The sequence below is a fragment of the Rhizobium johnstonii 3841 genome (genome assembly GCF_000009265.1).
Classification (GTDB): Bacteria; Pseudomonadota; Alphaproteobacteria; order Rhizobiales; family Rhizobiaceae; genus Rhizobium; species Rhizobium acaciae.
Genome location: NC_008378.1, coordinates 98,969 through 120,372, shown reverse-complemented (window position 1 = coordinate 120,372; position 21,404 = coordinate 98,969). Strand labels below are relative to the sequence as shown.

At 60.5% G+C, this 21,404-nt stretch carries 17 protein-coding genes and 1 pseudogene; 4 read left to right on the top strand and 14 right to left on the bottom strand.

Annotated features, from left to right (window positions below; all coding sequences use genetic code 11):
• Positions 1-10 precede the first annotated feature (10 nt).
• The 3 genes from RL_RS33540 to RL_RS33530 are packed head-to-tail and all read left to right on the top strand — an operon-like array spanning position 11 to position 2,962.
• On the top strand, positions 11-1,345 hold the full coding sequence (locus tag RL_RS33540) for a dihydroorotase (RefSeq protein ID WP_011648913.1): 1,335 nt from the start codon (positions 11-13) through the stop codon (positions 1,343-1,345).
• A 10-nt stretch (positions 1,346-1,355) separates the two neighbouring features.
• Complete coding sequence (locus tag RL_RS33535) at positions 1,356-2,129, top strand: SDR family NAD(P)-dependent oxidoreductase (RefSeq protein WP_011648912.1); 774 nt, start codon at positions 1,356-1,358, stop codon at positions 2,127-2,129.
• Positions 2,130-2,176: 47 nt separating this feature from the next.
• The gene (locus RL_RS33530; RefSeq protein WP_011648911.1) at positions 2,177-2,962 is read left to right on the top strand and encodes an SDR family oxidoreductase; all 786 of its coding nucleotides are present in this window, start codon (positions 2,177-2,179) and stop codon (positions 2,960-2,962) included.
• Between the two features lie 313 nt (positions 2,963-3,275).
• On the opposite strand, the gene RL_RS33525 is transcribed toward RL_RS33530, so the two are convergent.
• The 8 genes from RL_RS33525 to RL_RS33490 form a co-directional block, all read right to left on the bottom strand.
• The gene (locus RL_RS33525; RefSeq protein ID WP_011648910.1) at positions 3,276-4,205 is read right to left on the bottom strand and encodes an aldo/keto reductase; all 930 of its coding nucleotides are present in this window, start codon (positions 4,203-4,205) and stop codon (positions 3,276-3,278) included.
• 340 nt (positions 4,206-4,545) lie between these two features.
• A complete protein-coding gene (locus tag RL_RS33520) occupies positions 4,546-6,789 on the bottom strand; it encodes a glycoside hydrolase family 95 protein (protein WP_011648909.1) in 2,244 nt (747 codons plus the stop codon).
• Complete coding sequence (locus RL_RS33515) at positions 6,786-7,889, bottom strand: ABC transporter ATP-binding protein (protein WP_011648908.1); 1,104 nt, start codon at positions 7,887-7,889, stop codon at positions 6,786-6,788. The genes RL_RS33520 and RL_RS33515 overlap by 4 nt, the downstream gene beginning before the upstream one ends.
• A 37-nt stretch (positions 7,890-7,926) precedes the next feature.
• On the bottom strand, positions 7,927-8,961 hold the full coding sequence (locus RL_RS33510; RefSeq protein ID WP_011648907.1) for a LacI family DNA-binding transcriptional regulator: 1,035 nt from the start codon (positions 8,959-8,961) through the stop codon (positions 7,927-7,929).
• A 140-nt stretch (positions 8,962-9,101) separates the two neighbouring features.
• Entirely contained in the window at positions 9,102-11,153 is a 2,052-nt protein-coding gene (locus tag RL_RS33505) for an alpha-L-fucosidase (protein ID WP_011648906.1), read from the bottom strand.
• Positions 11,154-11,157: 4 nt separating this feature from the next.
• Positions 11,158-11,979, bottom strand: coding sequence for a carbohydrate ABC transporter permease (locus RL_RS33500; protein ID WP_011648905.1), 822 nt, complete (start codon positions 11,977-11,979; stop codon positions 11,158-11,160).
• Positions 11,976-12,935, bottom strand: coding sequence for a carbohydrate ABC transporter permease (locus tag RL_RS33495; protein ID WP_011648904.1), 960 nt, complete (start codon positions 12,933-12,935; stop codon positions 11,976-11,978). The genes RL_RS33500 and RL_RS33495 overlap by 4 nt, the downstream gene beginning before the upstream one ends.
• Positions 12,935-14,242: an extracellular solute-binding protein gene (locus RL_RS33490; protein ID WP_003550942.1), complete on the bottom strand. Its 1,308-nt coding sequence runs from the start codon at positions 14,240-14,242 to the stop codon at positions 12,935-12,937. The genes RL_RS33495 and RL_RS33490 overlap by 1 nt, the downstream gene beginning before the upstream one ends.
• Positions 14,243-14,394: 152 nt before the next feature.
• On the opposite strand from RL_RS33490, the gene RL_RS38760 reads away from it, so the two are divergent.
• Complete coding sequence (locus RL_RS38760; protein WP_086935643.1) at positions 14,395-15,234, top strand: SDR family NAD(P)-dependent oxidoreductase; 840 nt, start codon at positions 14,395-14,397, stop codon at positions 15,232-15,234.
• A gap of 57 nt (positions 15,235-15,291) precedes the next feature.
• Here RL_RS38760 and RL_RS33485 read toward each other — a convergent pair.
• From RL_RS33485 to RL_RS33460, 6 genes and pseudogenes are all read right to left on the bottom strand, one after another.
• Positions 15,292-15,837: pseudogene (locus RL_RS33485) on the bottom strand (MFS transporter); the annotation flags it as partial.
• A 44-nt stretch (positions 15,838-15,881) separates the two neighbouring features.
• Positions 15,882-16,913: an aldo/keto reductase gene (locus RL_RS33480; protein WP_011655270.1), complete on the bottom strand. Its 1,032-nt coding sequence runs from the start codon at positions 16,911-16,913 to the stop codon at positions 15,882-15,884.
• 90 nt (positions 16,914-17,003) lie between these two features.
• Positions 17,004-17,828, bottom strand: coding sequence for an aldo/keto reductase (locus tag RL_RS33475; protein WP_011648902.1), 825 nt, complete (start codon positions 17,826-17,828; stop codon positions 17,004-17,006).
• A 64-nt stretch (positions 17,829-17,892) separates the two neighbouring features.
• Positions 17,893-18,861 carry an aldo/keto reductase gene (locus tag RL_RS33470; protein WP_011648901.1) on the bottom strand — a complete coding sequence of 323 codons (969 nt, stop codon included), beginning with the start codon at positions 18,859-18,861 and terminating at the stop codon, positions 17,893-17,895.
• Positions 18,862-18,913: 52 nt separating this feature from the next.
• Positions 18,914-19,810, bottom strand: a complete 897-nt coding sequence (locus RL_RS33465) for an NAD-dependent epimerase/dehydratase family protein (protein ID WP_011648900.1) — start codon at positions 19,808-19,810, stop codon at positions 18,914-18,916.
• A gap of 119 nt (positions 19,811-19,929) precedes the next feature.
• Positions 19,930-20,832, bottom strand: coding sequence for a LysR family transcriptional regulator (locus RL_RS33460; protein ID WP_011648899.1), 903 nt, complete (start codon positions 20,830-20,832; stop codon positions 19,930-19,932).
• Positions 20,833-21,404 lie beyond the last annotated feature (572 nt).

Sequence of the window (21,404 nt, the reverse complement as noted above, 5' to 3'; positions counted from 1 at the left end):
GAAGGCGACTATGTTCGACACGCTGATCACCGGCGGCATGGTCGTCAACGCAAGCGGTCAACTTCCTGCGGATATCGGCATTCTCGACGGCGTCGTCGTGGCCCTCCTTGCGCCTGGCGAGCCCGCCATGGCACGCGGCTTCATCAATGCGAGCGGCAAAATGGTGCTGCCCGGCCTGGTCGATGCGCATGTTCATCTGCGCGAACCGGGAATGACGCAGAAGGAGGATTTCGAAAGCGGCACACACGCAGCGGCGCTCGGCGGCGTGACGACCATCCTCGACATGCCGACGGACGATCCCTGGACGGCGACTGCGCAGCAATTGTCGGATAAGATGGCAAGCGCGGCGGGGGGTATTCATGTCGATGTCGGCTTTCAGGCCGTGGTTTCGAAGAGTTATGACAGCCTGGAGGACCTGCTTGCTTTGTCCCCGGTCTCTCTTGAACTGTTCACGGCCGACGTACCCGTCGACTATCGGTTCGATAGTCTGGATGCTGTCACGGAGATGCTGCGCCGGCTGGCGGGTACGGGCGCGGTGATTGGCGTTTCCCCCGGCGACCAGTCGATCCTCGAGGGAACCGGCTTGCGGGAGCGCAGTGTTGGCATTCCGGCATTCCTGGCCAGCAGACCGCCGCTCGCCGAAGCCGGCGGTATCGCACGCGCGGTACTGGCGGCGGCTGAGACCGGCGCGCGCGTGCATGTGCGTCAAATCAATTCGAGGCTCGGCGTCGAGACCTGGCGCCGTCTTCGGAGCATGGCTGATGTCACCGTCGAAACGACACCGCAGAACCTGTTCTTCACATCCGACGACTACGAGTCGGAAGGTGCCCGGCTGAAGGGATCGCCTCCGTTTCGCGGCCGCGACGATGTCGCGGCCTTGCGCCGAGCGGTCTCTGAGGGCCTGATCACAATCATGGCGACGGATCATGCGCCGCACAGCCCGGCCGAAAAGTCGGCAGTCTATGGATCTTTCGCAGATATTCCCGGCGGGATGCCGGGTCTTCAGACATTGCTCTCGGTGATGCTGGACCTTGTGGCGGAGAAGGTAATAGGGCTTACGGATCTCGTGCGGATCTGCGCCTACAATCCCGCCCATCGCTTCGGACTTGGACGTTCGAAAGGGTCGATTGCCGTCGGCAGCGATGCCGACATTCTAATTGTCGATATGGACCGATCGGCTGTTATCACCAATACCGAGCAGGCCTCCCGTGCCGCCTATTCACCATTTCACGGCAAGCGCACGGCCGGCCGGTTGACCGACGTCTTCCTGCGCGGCGCACGCATCGTCAAAGACGGAACGCTTATTAATCCCCGTCGCGGCCAAGTCGTCCGCAGGACTGCATAAAGGAACGCCGATGCCTTTGCTCGACAGGAAAATTGCCATTGTCACCGGCGCGAGCTCTGGCCTCGGCCGCGCGATCGCACTTCGCTACGCCGAAGAGGGTGCGGTCGTCGTGATCGCCGACGTCTCCGAGGCTCCGATCGAGGGGGGTGAAACGACCCTTTCCTGCATCGTTGCGGCAGGTGGAAAGGGCATGTTCGTAAGGACCGACATCTCCAACTGGGCTGACGTCGATGCGCTGGTCTCACAAACGGTGAAAGAGTTCGGTCGGCTCGACATCATGGTCAACAATGCCGCGATCTACACCTCGACCAATCTCCTTGAAACCTCGCCCCAACAATGGGATAGGGTGATCGCCGTCAATGTCACCGGGTTCTTTTATTGTTGCAAGCGAGCCGCGCAGCAATTTCTGGCGCAGGAGCCGACCGGTGAAACGCGTGGCCGCATCATCAACATTTCATCGCAGCACGGCATGGTCGCTTGCCCTGGTGATTTCCCATACGGCGTCAGCAAGGGTGCAGTCGTGCAAATGACCCGGCAAATTGCCGTCGACCATGCTGCGACAGGTATCGTTTGCAATGCGATCGCCCCCGGCAAGATCGTCACCGGCAAACCGGGTGTCGCCAACGATCCCGACGCTCTCGATTATTCGCGCCGTCGCACCCCTTGGCCGCGGCTCGGCGAGCCACACGATGTCGCAAGTGCCGCGCTTTTCCTCGCCAGCGACATGGCGAGCTACATGACCGGCGTTAACCTGATGGTCGATGGCGGCTGGATGGCGGGCTGATGATCACAGCGTATGAAGATCGCCAATAACGGAAAGGAAAACGGACCATGGATCTCGGATTGAAAGGCAAGACTGCCCTGGTATTGGGCGCCGGCGGCGGGCTTGGTGGGGCAATTGCAAAAACCCTTGCCGTCGAAGGCGCGCGGATCGCGGTTGCAGATATCAACAGGGAAGCAGCGGAAAAAACGGTTACCGATATCCGCACGGCTGGCGGCTTAGCGATGGCGCTTCAATGGGACCTTGCCGAACTCGGCGTGATCGAGCCCAATCTCGCCGCCATCGACGAGCAGCTCGGCTCGGTAGACGTTCTTGTCAATATCACCGGCGGCCCGCCGCCGACGCTCGTTTCCGGTCAGAATGCCGAGAGCTGGCGCAAATACTTCGACAGCATGGTTCTGTCGGTCATAGCAATCTCCGATGCCGTACTTCCCCGGATGCGTGAAAAGAAGTGGGGACGCATCATCACCTCGACATCATCTGGCGTCGTCGCGCCCATTCCCAATCTTGGCCTGTCGAATGCCCTGCGCATGTCGCTTCTCGGATGGTCGAAAACACTGGCGGGCGAGGTCGGTCGTGATGGCGTGACCGTCAATGTCGTGTTGCCAGGCCGTGTCGCCACACAGCGTATCGCCTTCCTCGACGAACAGAAGGCGAAGCGCGAAGGGAAGGCCGTCGAAGAGGTTTCAGCGGCAAGCACTGCATCGATCCCCGTCGGGCGCTACGGCGAACCGCAGGAATATGCCGACGTTGTCGCGTTCATGGCAAGCAGCCGCGCCTCCTATCTGACCGGGTCGGTGATCCGGGTGGACGGTGGTCTAATCTCGAGCGTGTGATTGCCCCTGCCTTCGATTTCTGTTGGCAAGCAGGGCCTTTGACTGAAATTTCGACTGCCTTGACTGCGAGAAGAAACCATCGGTTGGCCAGCGATGTTTGCTATGGCTTCAGTCATGGGCGGAGCCATCGAATTTCCAATGGACAGGCGCGGCATGGGAACAGTGTCAGGGGGGAGTGTCTTTTCCGGCCCCGAGGTCTCGATTCGGTCTAAACGATAATCTGCGGAAATCTTCGCGATGTTCCATGTCCTGTAAAACCGTAGTAGGACGCGGCTTGATGGCGACATTCGCGAACGCCACCATCGCATGCGGGTTAGGGCAGAGTATGTCCCGCAGCTCGGAAGAGGCGATACCATTCCTCTCGGGTCATCGAGATAGAAGAACCGGCCGCGGCTTCGACGACACGTTCCGGCTTCGTGGTGCCGAGCACGACTTGAATTTTTGCCGGATGACGGGTGATCCACGCAACCGCGATACCCGTCGGCGTTACACCGTAGGCCTTGGCGAGTTCGTCGATTGCGCCGTTCAGATCGGCGAAATTCTCGTTGTCGCCAAGGAAGACGCCATCGAAGAAGCCCTTCTGGAAAGGCGACCAGGCCTGTAGCATCATCCCGTTGATACGAGAATAATCGAGGAGACCGTTGTCGCGGTCGATCGACTGGTCGAGCCCGGCCATGTTGGCAGCAACGCCCGATGCGATCAGCGGCGCATGCGTGATGCTAAGCTGTACCTGATTGACGATGAGCGGTTGCTTGACCGCGGTTTTCAGCAGCTCGACCTGGCCAGGTGTATGGTTTGAAACACCGAAATGGCGGACCTTGCCGGCAGATTTGAGCGTGTCGAAGGCCGCAGCAACCTCTTCGGGCTCGACAAGCGTATCAGGACGGTGCAGCAGAAGCACGTCCAGATAGTCGGTCTTCAGCGCTGCGAGCGACTGATCCACCGAGGCCAGAATATGCTCGGCGGAGAAATCGAAAAATCCCTCGCGGATTCCGACCTTGCTCTGGATGACAAGTTTCTCACGTTCTGCGGCGGTGAGGGAGATCGCCTCGCCGAAACGAGCCTCGCAGCGATGCGGCGCACCGCCATAAACGTCCGCATGGTCGAAGAACGTCACGCCGGCATCGCGTGCACCATCGACAAGTTGTTGGATTTCGCCATTGCTCATATTGGAGATCCGCATCATTCCGAGAATGATACTCGACACATTGAGGTCGGTCTGTGGAAGCGTGTATGTTTTCATTTCAGTAAAACCTCATGCAGGTTGCGAACTGGCTGACTTCACTTCTGGTAACATATTTGATTGGCCGCATGCTCGCCGGGCGAGAGGCCGCTCCCACTTTTCAAGCAAGCGTGTTTCTGACGCTAAACGATGGGTTTCGGCCGCATTTTTAAAAGCTGCGTCACGCGATCAAATACAGCGTCGCCTGCAGCCTTCGGGTCCTTGCGCTCGAGTGCTAGCACCATATTTTTGAGTTCGGCAATCTCGGCTTCGTCCGGCGTGTAGCCGGCAAACCCGTCTCCGACGGATCGGACAACCCGTTTGCCGTACGAGCTCGGCCCAGCACGTCGTTCGCACGGATTTAGCGGAACTCGCTTCCGCCCCCGAAAAAACTTTCGCCAGCGGCGAGATCGACTTTGCGTCGCGTTTGGCCGAAGCGAAGGATCGAACTGACATTGCGCGAGGCCGTGAGCCTAATCGTCAGCGGTTCGCCATCCTCCCAGTCAAGGTCGAGCAGCATGCCGCCGCGCAGGCGCAAGCCACGGATACTGCCGCCCGGCCATGCCGTCGGCAACGCAGGGAGTAAATGGATTTCCCCCGGGCGCGACTGCACGAGCATTTCCACGATGCCTGCCGCACCGCCGAAATTTCCGTCGATCTGAAAGGGCGGATGAGCGTCGAACAGGTTTTTATAGCTTCGTTCCGGCGTCAGAAGCAGTTTCAGTACGTTGTGAGCATGGTTGCCATCGCGCAGCCGCGCCCAAAGATTGATGCGCCAGCCGATACCCCACCCCGTCGCGTCGTCCCCGCGGATCTCCAGGGAACGGCGGGCGGCGGCGGCGAGTTCGGGCGTTTTGTCCATGTCGATCTGCCAGCTCGGATAAAGGCCGTAGAGATGCGAGACATGGCGGTGATGCATCTCCGGCGCCTGCATGTCCCAGTCTTCGAGCCATTCCTGCAACTGGCCATTCGCGCCGATCCTGTCGGGCGCAAGGCGCGGCAGCACACGATCGATGTCGGCGACAAGATCGGGCTCTCCACCGATTGAGACTGCGAGAGGGCGCAGGAGACCCAAAAAATCGCGGATGAGTTGGCTATCCATCGCCGGACCGGCGCAAATCGAAGCTCCGTGCGGGTGGGCGTTTTCGGGTGAAAGCGACGGGTTCGTCACCAGATGATCCGTGCCGGGGAACGGGACGAGCACGTCGAAGAGGAAGTGCGCCGCCTCCCGGGCGATCGGAAACAGTCGACGTCGCATCGCTTCGGCGTCATCAAGGTAGTCGCAGGCGTCCAGCAGTTGCGCCATCAACCAGATCCCGCCCGTTGGCCAGAGGCCCCATTTGGCGCCGTCGATCGGTCCGGTTGCGCGCCAGAGATCGGTATTGTGGTGCATGACCCAGCCGCGGGCGCGATAATGTACGTGTGCCATCGCCTTGCCGGTCTCGGCAAGCTCTTCGGCCATTTCGACGAGCGGCTCGAGGCATTCGGGTAGATTGGCCGGGGCCGGCAGCCAGTAGTTCATCTGGAGATTGATGTTGGCTGTGTATTTGCTGCCCCAGGGTGGATCCGTTTCCGCATTCCAAATGCCCTGCAGATTGGCCGGTTGCGTCCCAGGACGCGACGAGGCAATCATTAGATAGCGGCCGAACTGGACATAAAGCGCCGCCAGCGCCGGATCATCGCCGCCAGCGAACCCAGCGATACGTTGGTCGGTTGGAAGCGACGCTGCAGGCGTCGATCGGAGATCAATGGCGAAAGCGCTGAACAGTCGCCGATGCTCCTCGATATGGTCGTCGCGCAACGATACGAAGTCGCGCGAGACGGCGCTTTCGAGCCTATCGACGATATCGCGCTCGGGATGCCCCAACACGTCGTCGTAGCGCCTGAAGCTCGTCGCGGCGTCGAGAAAAACCAGAACCTCGTCAGCGCCTTCTACCGACAAGGCTCCCCCCGAAGCGTTCACGGTTCCACCGCTGTTGATAAGCCGGACGCCAAAGGCGAACCGGAGAGCGGCGGCAATGCCGGATTCCGCTTTGCCCTTCCCCGAAAAGCTCAGCTGAGATCCCTGGCCGATGCGCATTTCTCCCTGCTGCGGACTGTCGATGGAGATCCGGCAGTTGATCGCGCGTTTCCGGTCGGCCGAGAGGCGTAGGACGAGCACACCATCGACCGGCGACACGAAGGCTTCGCGCAGGTAGGCGATACCGTCGGCAGTGTAAGACGAGGTAGCGATGGCGGTATCGAGATCGAGCGCACGCCGATAACCGGAGACGCTCTCGCGGTGATCGAATTCGAGATGGAGATCGCCGATAGGCTGGTAGGACATCTGCTTGATCGGCCGTGCCATCAGATGTTTCTCGGCCAGCGCCTCGGCGTCCGCATAGCGGCAGTCGAAAATCAGCTGCCGCACGGTTTCCAGATGACCAAAAGCGTCTGGATTGACGGGCTGGTAGGGACCGCCGGCCCAGAAGGTGGCTTCGTTGATCTGCAGGTGCTCGCGCAGAGGATCGCCGAAGACCATGGCACCGAGCCGGCCGTTGCCGAGCGGCAGCGCGTCCGTCCACAGCTGTGCGGGCGTATCGTACCAGAGAAGATGAGCGGTCATGGCCACGCCGCCGGAAGGGTGTTTTCCGGGCGCGTCTCGCGGATGCGCTCACCGTCCGCACTGAAGAGCAAGGCCCTTCTTGCGGGGAAGCCGGCGGTGACGGTCTCTCCGGGGCGGCGGATGGTCTCGGAGCGGTCCTCAATGATCACGGCCTGCCCTGAATTCAGCGTGCCATAGATGAAACGGGTGCCGCCGAGATTTTCCACCACGTCGACCTTGAGGTCGATTGCGCCGCCAGCATCGTCGCGTCCGGTGAAGTGCTCGGGCCGAATGCCGGCTTTGATCGGAATGTCGCCTGCGCCGTGCAAAAGACCGGTCTTGAAGACAGCGCCGCAATCGAGCCTAACCACGCCGTTGGGGTCCAGCGTGCCATCCAGGAAATTCATGCGCGGCGAGCCGATGAAACCGGCGACGAAGAGGTTGTCGGGGTCGGCATAGAGCGTATCTGGCGTCCCTGTCTGCTCGATCTTGCCGGCGCGCATGACGACGATCTTGTCGGCGAGTGTCATCGCCTCGGTCTGGTCATGGGTGACGTAGATCATCGTGGCGCCGATGCGCCGATGCAGCTTGGCGATCTCGACACGCATGGAGACGCGGAGCTCGGCATCCAGGTTCGACAGCGGTTCGTCGAACAGAAAGACAGCCGGATTGCGCACGATCGCCCGGCCGATCGCGACGCGCTGGCGCTGGCCGCCCGAGAGCTGAGCGGGCTTGCGCTTGAGCAGCGGCTCTATCTGCAGCGTTGCCGCCGCAACAGCAACGCTGCGCTGGATTTCGGACTTGCCAAGGCCCGCCATGCGCAGCGAGAAGCCGATATTCTGCTCGACCGTCATATGCGGGTAGAGCGCGTAGTTCTGGAAAACCATGGCGACGCCGCGCTCGATCGGATCCGCCTCGTTCATGCGCCGCCCATCAATCTTGAGATCGCCAGCGGTGATCTTTTCAAGGCCGGCGATCATACGCAGCAGTGTCGATTTCCCGCAGCCGGAAGGGCCGACAAAGACAGTGAAGGAGCCGTCATCAACGCTTAGATTGAGCCCTTCGATTGCTTCGAAACTGCCATAGGACTTGTCGATATCGTGTAATTCTACGCTGGCCAAAGCTTCCTCCCTTTAACCGCTTGGCGGGCAGAACGCGTCAGGTGATCCGTCGCGTCGAGCCCCGCAAAATGATGTCGCATTCAAGAACGACGCTGCGGGTCGCCCCTCCTGATGGTTCCGTCAGGCGTTCCACGAGAATGTCGGTGATGGTCTCGGCAATGCTGGCGACTGGCTGGGCGACCGCCGTAATGCCGGCCTCATAGAGGCGGAAGATCGCCACGTCGTCGAAGCTCGCCAGCGAGATATCGTCGGGCACGTGACGGCCGTTCTCCTTCAGCCAGCTGAGCGCCCCGACCGCCATGCCGTAATTGGCGGAGAAAATAGCTGTGGGTGGGCTTTCCAGCGACATCAGTCGCTTGGTCGCCTCGTAGCCGCCATCCATGCGCCAGTTGCCGCGCACTGCCAGGGAAGCATCCACCACGATGCCCCGGTCGCGCAGCGCCTGCTCGTATCCGGCCAGGCGTTCGATTCCCGACGAATTGCGCGGGTCACCCGTCAGCATGCCGATGCGCGTATGGCCGAGATCGATCAAATGGCTGATTAGGCGGTAGCTCGCGCGGTGATTTTCGACCATCACCCGGTCCGCCGCGAGCCCACGCACGTCGTTATTGTAGAAGATGATCGGAATGTCGTGATGGATCAGGTCGTCGACGCGATCATAGACCTCAGCCGTGCCGTCCATGACCAGTGCATCGACGCGTTGCGCGGCAAAGAAATCGAGAGCCTCGGCGACCACGCGCGGATCGCCGCCATGACAGTAGGTCAAGAGCGCTCGTCCGGTCTGACGCACGGAAATGGCCAGATATTCCAACATCCGGGCATGGAATTCGTCGAAGGTCGGCACCAGGAAGCCGATCATATGGGTAAGGTCGGTACGGATCGAGGCCGCTGCGGCATTGCGCCGGTAGCCCAGATCCTGGATTGCGCGCTCGATCTGTTCGCGGTTCGAGCGGCGGATCGTCTCGCCGTTGAGATAGCGCGACACGGTGCCGACAGCGACGTCCGCCACCCTGGCAACGTCGATAATCGTGGCTCCGCGTCTCTTTCCGGCCGTCCGGTCCGTCTGTCGCATGTCGAGCGGGCTCCTGCACTCATTGAGGGGAAATAGCGCCAGGGGAAGCGCTTTTCCGTCGTATAGCCCAGCGCTCTGCCGCCCACCAGCGTTGCGGGCGGCAAGAGCAATGTCCGACGGTTCCCCTACCTCAACCTGCATCAGACGCCTTCGAACACCACGGCGCTGTGGATATGCAGTCGCGGCACTGTGATGCTAATGGCGCCGTCTGCGCCGGCTTCCCAGGCCAGATCCTCTCCGGTCATGGCATCGAAAACCCGCTTCGGCTTCGCCGGCAACCGCACGCTGGCGTTAACCGGGCCGATCGCCGGGATGTCCTCGATCATTTCCATCACCCGCCTCGAGCCGTCATCGCCACGAACGTCCTTGCCGCGGATCTGCGGCGGTCCGTAAAGAAGATGCAGGATGTGGCGATTGTGCCCAATCTGCCGGGTCAGCGTTGCCCGGCCGGATGAGGGAAGATCGGTAACCATCGCCGGATCGGGAACGAGACGATCGAGAAGCCCTCGAACAACATATTTGTAAAGCGGCTGGCCAATGGCCCGGTAAAGCCGAAAGATCGGGTAGGCAATATAGGCGATGCCCCCATGCTCGGTCACGGCAGCGCCAAGCATATCAGCGGCTGTATCGTCGGGAGCATGCTGGTGCGAGCAGAAATGTTTGTAAGACCGGTTGAAGTAGGAGGGGTAAATACCGGCCAGCACCGTTGCGCCGACCGCGCGGACGGTTTCGGCTTCATCGTAGAAAACGAAGGCCGTTTTCGGCATGGACGGATCAAGGTCCTTGCCTGCCTTCACATAGCTCGGTCTGGACGCGATCGGCGTTGCCTGCCGCTCAATGCCGAAATCGACAGCAAATGCACCATCTTCGCCGATGCCCGAATGCCAGGAGGCGATGATCTTGCCGCCACCGGCGAGATAGGCTTTCAGCCGCGCCGCAAGGGCAGCATCGACCGGGATTTCATCCGGCAGGATCAGCAGTCGGTACTCCTCGAAACGAGCGGAACTGTCGAGCACGTCGAAGGGCCGCTTCAGCTCCTGCAGCATCTGTGCCGCGCCATCGTCGCTCGGGTGATTGCGCGCGCCCTTGGGGTTCATGTGCTCGGCGGACAATATAGCGATCTCGGAGACCTGCTTCGCGCCATCCAGAAACGGCTCCAGCTTTTCAACGCGTCGATAAGCCGGCGCGATCGAAGCGTAAGTATCCGGGTTGATGGCGCCGTTCGGATGCAACTGGTCGCCGACCAGGCACTTCGATCCGAGCGCGATCATTTGCGCACATTCATATTCCAACGCATCAGGGTGCTTGAAACCGCCGAACTCGCCCCACGAGGTGTGGAACTTGCCTGTATGTGCCAGGAAATCCATGCCGAGCGTTGCCGCGTAGCGCGCGCTGGACGGAAAGTGATCGTAACCCCAACCGCCGGTGGGCAGGCTTTCGAGCTCGAGATGAGAATAGGTGGAAAAGCGCTTCGGGCCCTGCTTGTGGATATGTCCGCAATTGTAGAAGACGCGGAGATTAGGGAACTCCTTGAACAGCGCCTCGCTCGTTTCACGCCGGAACTGTTCGTTGACGGCCTCGTCGTTCTTCAGCCGGTCCGCCGAATTTTCTGGATCGAGGCCCTCGCACTGCATGCGCTCGATGCAAGCCGGGCATACACAATCCGGCGTGAGGATGATATCGAAGAACAGACCCTGCGTGGGATAGCTTTGCGCGACTTCGCGCGCCTGGTCGAGAATGTATTTCCGTAGGCCGGCATGGTTGAGGCAGAGCGTATGCCACGCCGGGCTAAGCTGCTTGCCCGCCGAAGGGTCGTCCGGACGGTCGTGATGGTATTGGTTCGACGCGGTCATGGCGCGCCATTCGGGATGTTCGCGCGCCGTCAGCTCGTCCCACTGTACCGATATATAAATCGGGCTTTCGATATCGGCCGCCGACAGCGCCTTCACCATGTCGCCGAGGAGGTCCGGGCGGGCCAGCCGCGGATGCGGCTTGCCGACCTTGGTCGGATAGTAGGACCAGCCGTGATGGCACTTGGCGAAGATCGTGATCGAGTCGACATGCGCCGCCTTCAGCGTTGAAACGAAAATATCCGGATCGAAGTCGACGCCGATGCCGGGAATATGTTCCGACGTATGGAAGTCGAGATGGATCTGGCGGTAGCGCAACGGCTTGTTTGTGGTGTTCGGCATGGTCCTATTCCTTTGCGCCGGTGCGGGTTTGAGAGCCGGCGGCGAACTGACGTTGGAAGACAAGAAAAACGAGGAGGGGAACGATTGTCGTGATGATCGCCGCCACCGAGCGCAGGTCCCAATTGATCTCGTAGCTGCCGGAGATGCGGGCGAGCAGCACGGGCAGGGGTACGTCGTTGCGCAGGAAAAGCATCGGCAGTAGCAAGGCGTTCCAGGTCCAGAGGAACTGCAGGATGCCGACGGCGAAGATCGGCGACAGGCTGTTCGGCAGTACCACGTGACGGAAAGTCGCAATCGGTCCGCAGCCGTCAATCTTGGCTGCTTCCACTAGTTCGCGCGGGAAATCCTCGAAGAAATTTTTGACGAGGAAGATCGACCAAGCGAAGGACATCCCGACATAGGGAATGAGAACGGAGAGAATGTTGTCGATCAGCCCGAGATCGCGCCACAGCGTGAAGAGCGGAATGATGACAACCTGCTGCGGCAACACGAATGCGTTGATGATGATGATCAGCAAGATGCGGCGGAACGGGAAATTGAGGAAATGGAAGGCGTAGGCCGCTGCCGGCGTCAAAACCATCGTCAGCGCCGTCGCAATCCCCGCCGTTTTCATCGTCACCCACATGGATTGGGAGAGCGGATATTTGTCCCAGACACGGTGCCACGCATCGAAGGTCAGATCGAAGCGCTCGAAGTGCCACCAGCCAAGCGAGACGCCCTCGGGAGGACGCAGGGATGTAACAACGATACCGGCGATTGGGATGACCCAGATGCAGGCGATGATGCCGACGAATATGACAATCCAGCGGGGAGCCTTGCCGATCATTTCGCACCTGCCGTTCGCTGGATGATGGCGGGGATCGAGACGATGAGCACGGCCAGCAGCAGGATGACGGTCGCGGCGGCGCCATAGCCCAGTTTGAACTGGGTCATGGATTCCCGGTACATGAAATAGCCGACCGTCTCGGTTGAGCGCACCGGTCCGCCGCCCGTCAGGATGTAGATGATGTCGAAGGCGCGCAGGGCACCCAGAAGATTGATGAAAACCGCGACACGCACGCCGGGCATCGATAGCGGCATCATGATATGGCGCATGGTCGAGAGCGGCTTGGCGCCGTCCATATAGGCTGCTTCGAGCACGGATTTCGGGATTGCCTGGATGGCGGCGAAGATCAGCATCAGGGGCAAGCCTACGCCGCTCCACGATGCGGCTATGATGAGCGCCCACAGTGCCGTATTGGCGTCACCGAGCCAAGCATGCGAGAAGCCGGAAAACCCGAAAAGCTGAATCAGCGAATTGAGCAGGCCGCCGGCGTCGGCCCTGTAGATGCCGATCCACATGTAGCCCGAAACTGCCTCCGAAATACCGAAGGCGGCAAAGATCATCACGCGGAACGGCAGCGTCTGTCGTGGCGCGAACGCGCACGTCATTGCCAGAGCCCAGCCAATCGAGACAGAAATCACCGTCGTCCCGATCGTGAATATCAGGGTCGTTAGCAGCGTGCTGCGAAAGGCGGCGTCCGAAAACAGCCGCACATAATTGCCGAAGCCGATGAAGGAAGGCTTCCGCAGGCCCTGTATGTCCCAGAAGCTCAAGCGGATAGTCTCCACCAGCGGATAGACCACGGCGAGGGCAAAGAGCACGATGACGGGTGCGATCAGGATCAATGCGGCGGGCGTGTCCCTGAGCAGACGCCGGCGACCTTCAATGCTGACCGCTAGCGGGGAAACCTGCATCACGCCCGCCGCTTCCCGCGCGGGGGAAGCGGAGGTGCCGGCCATCAGTAGGAACCCTGGGCCTTGGTTTCGATTGCCGCAAGGACGCTATCGATATTAGCATCCGAGGGATCCTGCAGAAATTTCTGCAGCTGCACGCGATATTCATCGACGAGATCGCCGGGCAGGAGATCTCCGAGCACGAATTGCAGCTTCGAGCTTGCGACCGCTGATGTCGCCACCTTCTGCGTCTCGCCATAGAGCGACGTGTCGGTATTGCTGCTTGGTGATGCATAGCCGTTCTTGGCAAGAATGTTGGCGGCCTCGGCGCTTGTCCAGAAATCGAGGAAGGCGTCGGCTGCCTTCGGATTGGGGCCGTTTGCCGTGACGAGCAGTTCCTTGGTATCGACGCTCGACGTGTCGTCATGACCCATGCCGAGGGCGGGGAACTGGAAGAGACCGTAATCCTTACCTTCGGTGAGTTTGTAATCGTTCTTGGCGCGGTTATTCATCCACATGCCGATCAGCAGGTAATTTTTGGAATTCGCCTGGAAGATTTGGTCGGCTTCCCCGTCCCAGTCGTTGGCGAGCATGCTGTTCGGCGCACCGCAGCAGCCCGCGGTCAACATTTCGGCATATTTTGTAAGCGCATTCTTCACGGCCGGATCGGTCCACGAAATTTCGTGCGCGCCCAGCTTCGAAGCCGTCTCGACGCCTGCCGTTCTCAGGAGCAGCGTTTCGAACCATTCGGCATGCGCCCAGTATTTGCCGGGAATAGCGACCGGAGCCGCGAACCCAGCTTTTGTAAGCTTCGCAAAGCTGGCGACGAACTCGTCCCAGCTCCTCGGCGGCTCGGTGATGCCCGCCTTGGCAAGGTGCTCCTTCTTGTACCAGATGCCGGAGCGGTTGCCGAAGGTGTAAGTCAGGCCATAGGTCTTGCCGGCTATAGCGCCGAGATCCTTCCAGGATTGGCTGATGAGCCTGTCCCAGCCGAAGGACTTCCATTGGTCGTCGATCGGCCGCAGCATGCCGGCATCGAGCAGTTCCTTCCGGAAGGCCGGCCAGGTGTTGTAGAGAACATCGACCACTTCGCCGCCCATGAGTGCCGTGCGGATGCCACCGCGCATGTCTCCTTGGCCGGTAATGGCAACTTCCCTGATCGTCACTTTCGGATATTTCGCCGTAAAGGCATTCTGGATCTGGTGCATCATGTCGAGCTCGGAACCACCGAGCCAATTCAGCACCACAAGTTCGCCGCTCACGCTATCCTGCGCGTTGGCGCTACCCGCCAAAGCCATCAATGCGGCACTTCCCGCACCCGCAAGCAGGGTGCGGCGACGTATCTCATGCGTGAATCCACTGCTGTTGGTCATGTCACATCCTCCCAAACGTTGACTTTGCCCTTGGCACTCAATTTAATTGAAACGTTATCATCTATCTTGAAACTAGCAAGGGTTTTGTCTGATAGTGCTCAACGAGCCGAACCGTTGCGTGGCGGCGGCACTAAACAAGATAGGAGCACAAAATGACCCGGCTTAAGGACAGCGTAGCGGTCGTCACCGGTGGCGGTAGAGGAATCGGTCGGGAGATCGCGCTCCGGCAGGCGCGAGAAGGCGCCAAGGTCGCAGTGCTTGCGCGAACCGCCACTGAGATCGAGGAAACAGCCTCGCTGATTGAAGATGAAGGCGGGCAAGCGATCGCTGTGACGACCGACGTTACCCAATACAGCGCCGTCGAAAACGCTTTTGCCCGGATCGCATCTGAGTTCGGTCCGGTTGATACGTTAGTCAACAATCACGGTTCTTTCCAGGCTTTTGGACCGATATGGGAGTGTGACCCTGTTGCCTGGTGGCGGGATGTGGAAATCAACTTGCAAGGGACGTTTCACACCTCCCGCACGGCTTGTTCGACAATGTTGGCGCGCGGCAGAGGCCGGATCATCAACCTGGTTGGCGGAGGGACGGGCAATAGTTTTCCACACGGTTCCGGATACGCATCGAGTAAAGCAGCGATCATGCGGCTGACCGAGTGTCTCAATGATACGACCATCGCTCATGGCATACGCGCTTTTGCCGTCGACCCCGGGCTCGTACGAACCGACATGACGGAAAAGCAGTTGTTTTCGGAGGCAGGCAAAACTTATCTGCCCGCCATCCAGCAGCTCTTCGACGACGGCATCGATATCCACCCTTCTCGAGCTGCACTTCTTATCGCGGACATCGCCGCTGGCCGGTTCGATGTGCTTGCTGGTCGCCTCTTGCGCGGCGTCGACGATCGAGATGTACTCGAAAAGGAAATGGACGCTTTGGCAGAAGCCGATGGAAGGGCATTGCGCTTCAGCGCGATAGAGCAACAGAAACTCTGAGGGCGATGAAACGGCGCTCCGAGCAGTCGCAGCGCTACCTCCGCCGGCAGCCCGGAGCGCCGCGCGATCTGTGCGTTGGGCCGCCGCCGAAACGGCGAGAGGGTAGACCGCGCTGCAGCCGGCGCCCATCAAGGCAAAACCCGCCAGCGCGACATAGGGATGCGGCGCCCCCGACACGGCGCAGATGCCGATCGCCGAAAGAACAAGCAACATCGTGGTGACGGCCCGCGCGCCAAACCGATCGACCAGCGGATCGACGAACAGGCGCGTCAGCGCCATGCAGAAGGTAAAAAGCGTCAATCCCAGTCCGCCAATGAAGGGCTCGACCGAAAACACATCGCGCATATAGATCGCCGACCAATCGATGCCGGCACCTTCGACGAGAAAGGCCGCGATGCCGATCACGCAGAACGGCATTAGGCCCCAGGTGGGAAGCGCTACCAGCGGTGCCTTGCCTTCATGCAACGCGATCCGCGCCGGCGCATTCCGCATGCCGGAGATTGCCCAGATGCCGATGACAAGAACCGTGACAAAGGTGGCGGCGAGATGGAGTTCCATCGAAATGCCGGCTTGGCGGACGACCGATGAGACAGGCGCCGTGACGAGGCAAACCGGACGGCGGCTCGGCCACCGTCCCAGTCCACGAACTACCGCCCACCCTCGATCTTGCGATGGCGCTGGTTGATGCCGCCCTTGCCATAGGGGTAGTCGAACGGCTGGGGCGCACTCACCTCGTTCAACCGCGCCATGTCGTCGTCGGAGAGCTTGAGCTTCATGGCGCCGAGATTGTCAGCGAGCTGTTCCGGCGTGCGGGCGCCGAGGATGACGGAGGTGATCGCCGGCTGCGCCGCCGTCCAGCCGAGCGCCACCTGCGCCATGCTGACGCCATGCGCCTTGGCGATCTCCTCGACGACAGCGATGATCGCCCAGGTTCTCTCCATCGCATTGCGCGGCGCATAGGATTCACCGCCGCGATTGGGGTTTTCGCCGAGGCGGGTGGCGCCCGTCGGCATCTCGTCGCGCTTGTATTTGCCGGTCAGCCAGCCGCCGCCGAGTGGCGACCACGGCAACAGACCCATGCCGGCATCCTGGCAGGCCGCGACGATCTCGAGTTCGATGTCGCGCACCAGCAGGTTATACTGCGGCTGCAGCGTCACCGGACGGGTATAGCCGCGCGCCTTGGCGATCTCGGAGGCCTTGGCGATATGCCAGCCGACATAATTGGAGAAGCCGTAATAGCCGATCTTGCCGGAGGAAACCGCATCGTCGAGGAAACGCAGCGTTTCCTCGATCGGCGTCAGCGCGTCCCAGGCATGCATCTGGTAAAGGTCGATCTGCTCGAGGCCGAGGCGGCGGAGCGAATCGTCGAGCGCCTGGCTAAGATGCCGGCGCGACAGGCCGATATCGTTGGGGCCGTTGCCCATCGGGAACCGCCCCTTGGTGGCGACGATCGCCTGGCGGGCCTCGGTCGGGCGCGCCTTCAGCCAGCGTCCGATGATCTCTTCCGACTTGCCGGCGCTATAGACATCGGCGGTATCGATGAAATTGCCGCCCCAGGCGAAATAATCGTCGAGCAGCTTGTGGGAGGCGGCCTCATCGGCCTCCGCGCCGAAGGTCATGGTGCCGAGGCAATAGGCGGTGACGACGGTCCCGCTGGGACCGAGCTTGCGATAATCCATATTCATCTCCTCTTTGAACACAACTGCGGCATCAGCGGCGGCTGTCATTTCGATGTCGACGGCGGTGAAAGAACGAGCAGCGAACTGCCTTCACACGTCCCAAACGGGGCACCAATCGCCGTTTACCAGTCGCATGCCCTTCTCGAGGCCCTCGATCCGTTTGATCTCGGCCGGCGTCAGCGTAATCTTGCGGGCTTCGAAATTCTGCATGATGCGGCCCCTCTTGCTGGAAGACGGGATGACGACATGCCCCTTGGCGATCAGGAAGGCGAGCGCGATCTGGTCGCTGGTGGCGCCGCGGGCCTTGCCGATCTCTTCAAGAACCGGGTCGCCGACGACGGCGCCGCGCGCGAGCGGCGAATAGGCCGTGACCGCGATACCGAGGTTTTGGCAATAATCGATGATCGGCCGGTTCTGCATATAGACGTGGCACTCCACCTGGTTGGTGGTGATCGTGCGGCTGTCGAGCAGGCGGATGCTTTCGTCGATCATCGCTTTGGTAAAGTTCGAGACGCCAATCTGCCTGGCAAGGCCGGAATCGAAAACCTCGGCGAACTGGCCGAGATAATCGGCAAGCGGATATTTGTTATGCGGCGACGGCCAGTGCAGGAGCAACAGGTCGACCTGGTCGACGCGGAGCTTTTCCAGGCTTTCCCTGACCGACGGCATGACGGCTCCAGGGCCATAATTGTCGGGCTTCACCTTCGTGGTGATGAAGATTTCGTTGCGCGCCACGCCGGCGTCCTTGATGCCGCGGGCGACATCCTGCTCGTTGCCGTAGCCCTGGGCGGTGTCGATGTGGCGGCATCCGGCTTCGAGCGCCCAGATGACGCCCTGATGGGCTTCATCGGCCGAGCGGTTCCATGTGCCGTACCCCATCTGCGGGATGCCAGCGACCATTGCTTCTTTCGTCATGATCTCTTCCTATGCCGCAATCCAAAACGTTACTGTGCGTCTGAAAACCCGCGCGGAGCTATCGTCAGAAACCGGCGACGTGCAGCGATTTGTAGGGGGCTTCAAGCGCTTTGACGTCATCACCGGTGAGTTCGAAGTCGACCGCGGCGATCGCATCTTCGAGATGGCTCATCTTGCTGACGCCGACGATCGGCGAGGTCACGACCGGCTTCTGCAGCACCCAGGCCATCGCGACCTGCGCCATGGACGTCTTGCGCGCCTTGGCGACGGCTTCGACGGCCTCGACGACGTCCCGATCGCCGGTCTTCTCGTACATGCTCTTGTTGTAGCGGTCGGTGGTGGCGCGCTTGGTCTCGGTGCCCCAGGGACGGGTCAGCTTGCCGCCGGCAAGCGGGCTCCACGGAAGGACGGCGATACCCTGATCGCTGCAGAGCGGCAGCATTTCGCGTTCTTCCTCGCGATAGGTGAGGCTGACCTGGTTCTGCATCGAAACGAACTTCGTCCAGCCGTTGACCTCGGCTGCATGCTGGAGCTTGGAAAACTGCCAGGCCCACATCGAGGATGCGCCGATATAGCGGGCCTTGCCGGCGCGCACGACGTCGTTTAGCGCCTGCATGGTTTCTTCGACCGGGGTGAACGGGTCGAAGCGGTGGATCTGGTAGAGATCGATATAGTCGGTGCCGAGGCGGCGCAGGCTGTTGTCGATCTCGGTAAGGATCGCGGCGCGGGAAAGACCCTGGCCGTTCGGGCCGGGACGCATGCGGCCGAACACCTTGGTCGCCAGCACGATCTCTTGGCGGGGCGCCAGTTCCTTGAGCAGGACGCCGGTGATCTCTTCGCTCGTGCCCTGCGCGTAGACATTGGCCGTATCGAAGAAATTGATGCCGGCATCCCATGCGCGCTTATAGAGTGGCCGCGCCTCTTCGAGCCCGAGAACCCATGGGCGTTCGTCCGTCTGTTTGCCAAAGGACATGCAGCCGAAGCAGATGCGGCTGACTTCAAGCCCTGTCTTGCCAAGTCTTGTGGTCTTCATGGTCTTTCCTCCGAGTTGTTGATCGGCGGTGCCGCAAATGCGGCTCGCTGCATCATGCGCCGGAAACGTATTTCCGCCAGTTGTGTTCTTCCTTGAAACCGAGAACCTCCCGGATCTTCCGGTTCGAGAGCGGCGCTTCGAATTCGCCGAGCTCCCGGAGGATCGGCGTGTTCGGCGCCCATTTGCCGAGGAAACCCCGCGTTGGCTCGCTTGCCGTGATCGTGTCGTTGACGGCATTGAAGACCTGGAAACCGAGGCCGTCGGCCCGCAGGCAAAGATCGACGATCTGCCCGAGATCGCGGGCATCGATGTAGCTCCAGGCGTTGCGCTTGCGCGATGGCGGATCGGCAAGGAAACCCGGAAAACGCTCGTATTCATGCGGTTCGATGACGTTGGCGATCCGCAGGGCGTAGATGTCGATGCCGCTGCGCATCGCAAAGGCGCGGGCCGTCTTCTCGTTGACGACCTTGGAAAGCCCATAGCTGTCCATCGGGTCGATGTCATAGTCTTCTTCGAGCGGAAACGAATGGAAATCCTTGTCTCCCTCGGCAAAACAGACGCCGTAGGTCGTTTCGCTCGACGCGATGATCACCTTGGGAATGCCGAGCTTCACCGCCGCTTCGATGACGTTGTAGGTCGAGATCGCATTGACCGAAAAAGTCTGGTTGTCGGGCTTGAGCAGCAGGCTCGGTATAGCGGCGAAATGCACGACGGCGTCGACCTTGGCCGGTCCGCCCGGCGTTTGCAGACCCTCGCCGCTGAAATGCATCGACAGGGCATTGAAGGTCTGGCCGCTATCGCTGAGATCGGTGATCAACGTCTGCACGCCGGGGCAGTTCAAGGGAACGAGGTCGAGGTTGCGGACCTTGTGTCCCTTCTCCACCAGATATGGAACCGCATGGCGGCCGGCCTTGCCGCTGCCGCCGGTAAAGATGATCCGCTTGCTCATGTGATGTGTCCGCTTCCTGATGAAGGTTCGATGGAAGCGGTACAACGCGGGAGAGCGATGAATCAATAGAGTGGAAATCACTGAACCGATGAACCAGGCTCATCGATTGGAACCAGCCGCTAAAATCCGTTCAAGCCGCGAACGATCTTGATCAGCGCGTCGACGCCGAAGGGAAGCTGCCGCCGGCTGGAATAATACATCGAAAACGGCGGGCCTATCGATGCCCATTTGGGAAGAACGACTTCCAGACGGCCTGCGGAAACGTAGGGGCTTGCCAACCGTTCCAGGCAATAGCACAGCCCGGCGCCTTCCAGAGCCGCATTGATGGCAAGATCGGTTTCGCCTGATATCAGCGCTCCGGGAACGTCGATCTCGCGCCGGTCATCGCCGCGTTCGAATTCCCACTTGTAGATCTGGCCGCGGCCCGTCCGTATCCGGATGCAGTGGTGGGAATTGAGGTCCTCCGGCATGACAGGGCGACCATGACTTCTGAGATAATCAGGGGCAGCGACCGCGACCCACTTTAAAGGAGGAGTGAGAGGAACTGCGATCATGTCTTCCGGGATGGTGCCGCTGTACCGGATACCGGCATCGAAGCCGTCCGCGGTGACATCGACGAACTGGTCATCCACGGCGACCTCGAGTTCAACATTCGGGAAGCGCTGCTGGAACACCGGGATGGCTGGCCGCAAAAGCAGAACGGCGGCATCTTTCAGAACATTGATGCGAATGCTGCCGGCGCCACCTTGATAATGTCCGTTCAAGTCCTCCAATCCGGAGTTGATAAGCTCGAGCCCGGCAGAAATCTTCTCGGCGAGGGCTGTTCCGGCGGCGGTTGGTGCAACGCTGCGGCTGGTTCGATTAAGGAGGCGAACGCCCAGCCTTTGCTCAAGCGCCTTCATGCTGTGGCTCAGGGCGGAAGCCGTTACTTCCAGGTGATCCGCCGCTTTCCGAAAGCTACGGTACTGGACTATCGCGAGAAAGATCGACAGTTCGTGAATTTCATTGCGCTTGAACTGCATGTTGATCTCAGGAGGCTAGTTGGCGATACTTCGCAACCGGTCTTAAAGGCTCTAGCTCGTTCGGTGCAACTCAGCACTCGGATGCTGGTTTACCGGCTCGGATTATGCGGCGTTGGTGGCGTGATAACGCGACGGCAACGGCCATGCTAGCCTCGTCTATTCGCGCTGAGTCGAGTTAACACATACCCCGCCCCGCCAATTTGAATCAAAAGGTCTGCCCTCATCTCTCTGTCCGTGACGACCTTAATTTTGGTCCATTTGTCTATCTTGGTATCCGAAGGTATGGGCAAATCCTCTCGCAGCAAGAGGGTAAGCTCAGGTGCCCTATCCGACTTATAGATGCAAATCCTCATCGCACGGCGCCTGACTGCCCCAATTTATGACAGTTATATTGCGCTGCGTTATCACCTATTGCAATGCCGCAAATCCGTTCTCTGCAACTGTACCGGAGCCAGCCATTTCGCCGATCTCCAGATCGAGATGATCAGTCGCCCTGCAGGTGACCAAGACGGTCAGGAACTGCAAATGTCGCCAACCCACTCGCCCACGCGACCCGCATATGCCCCGGCGGC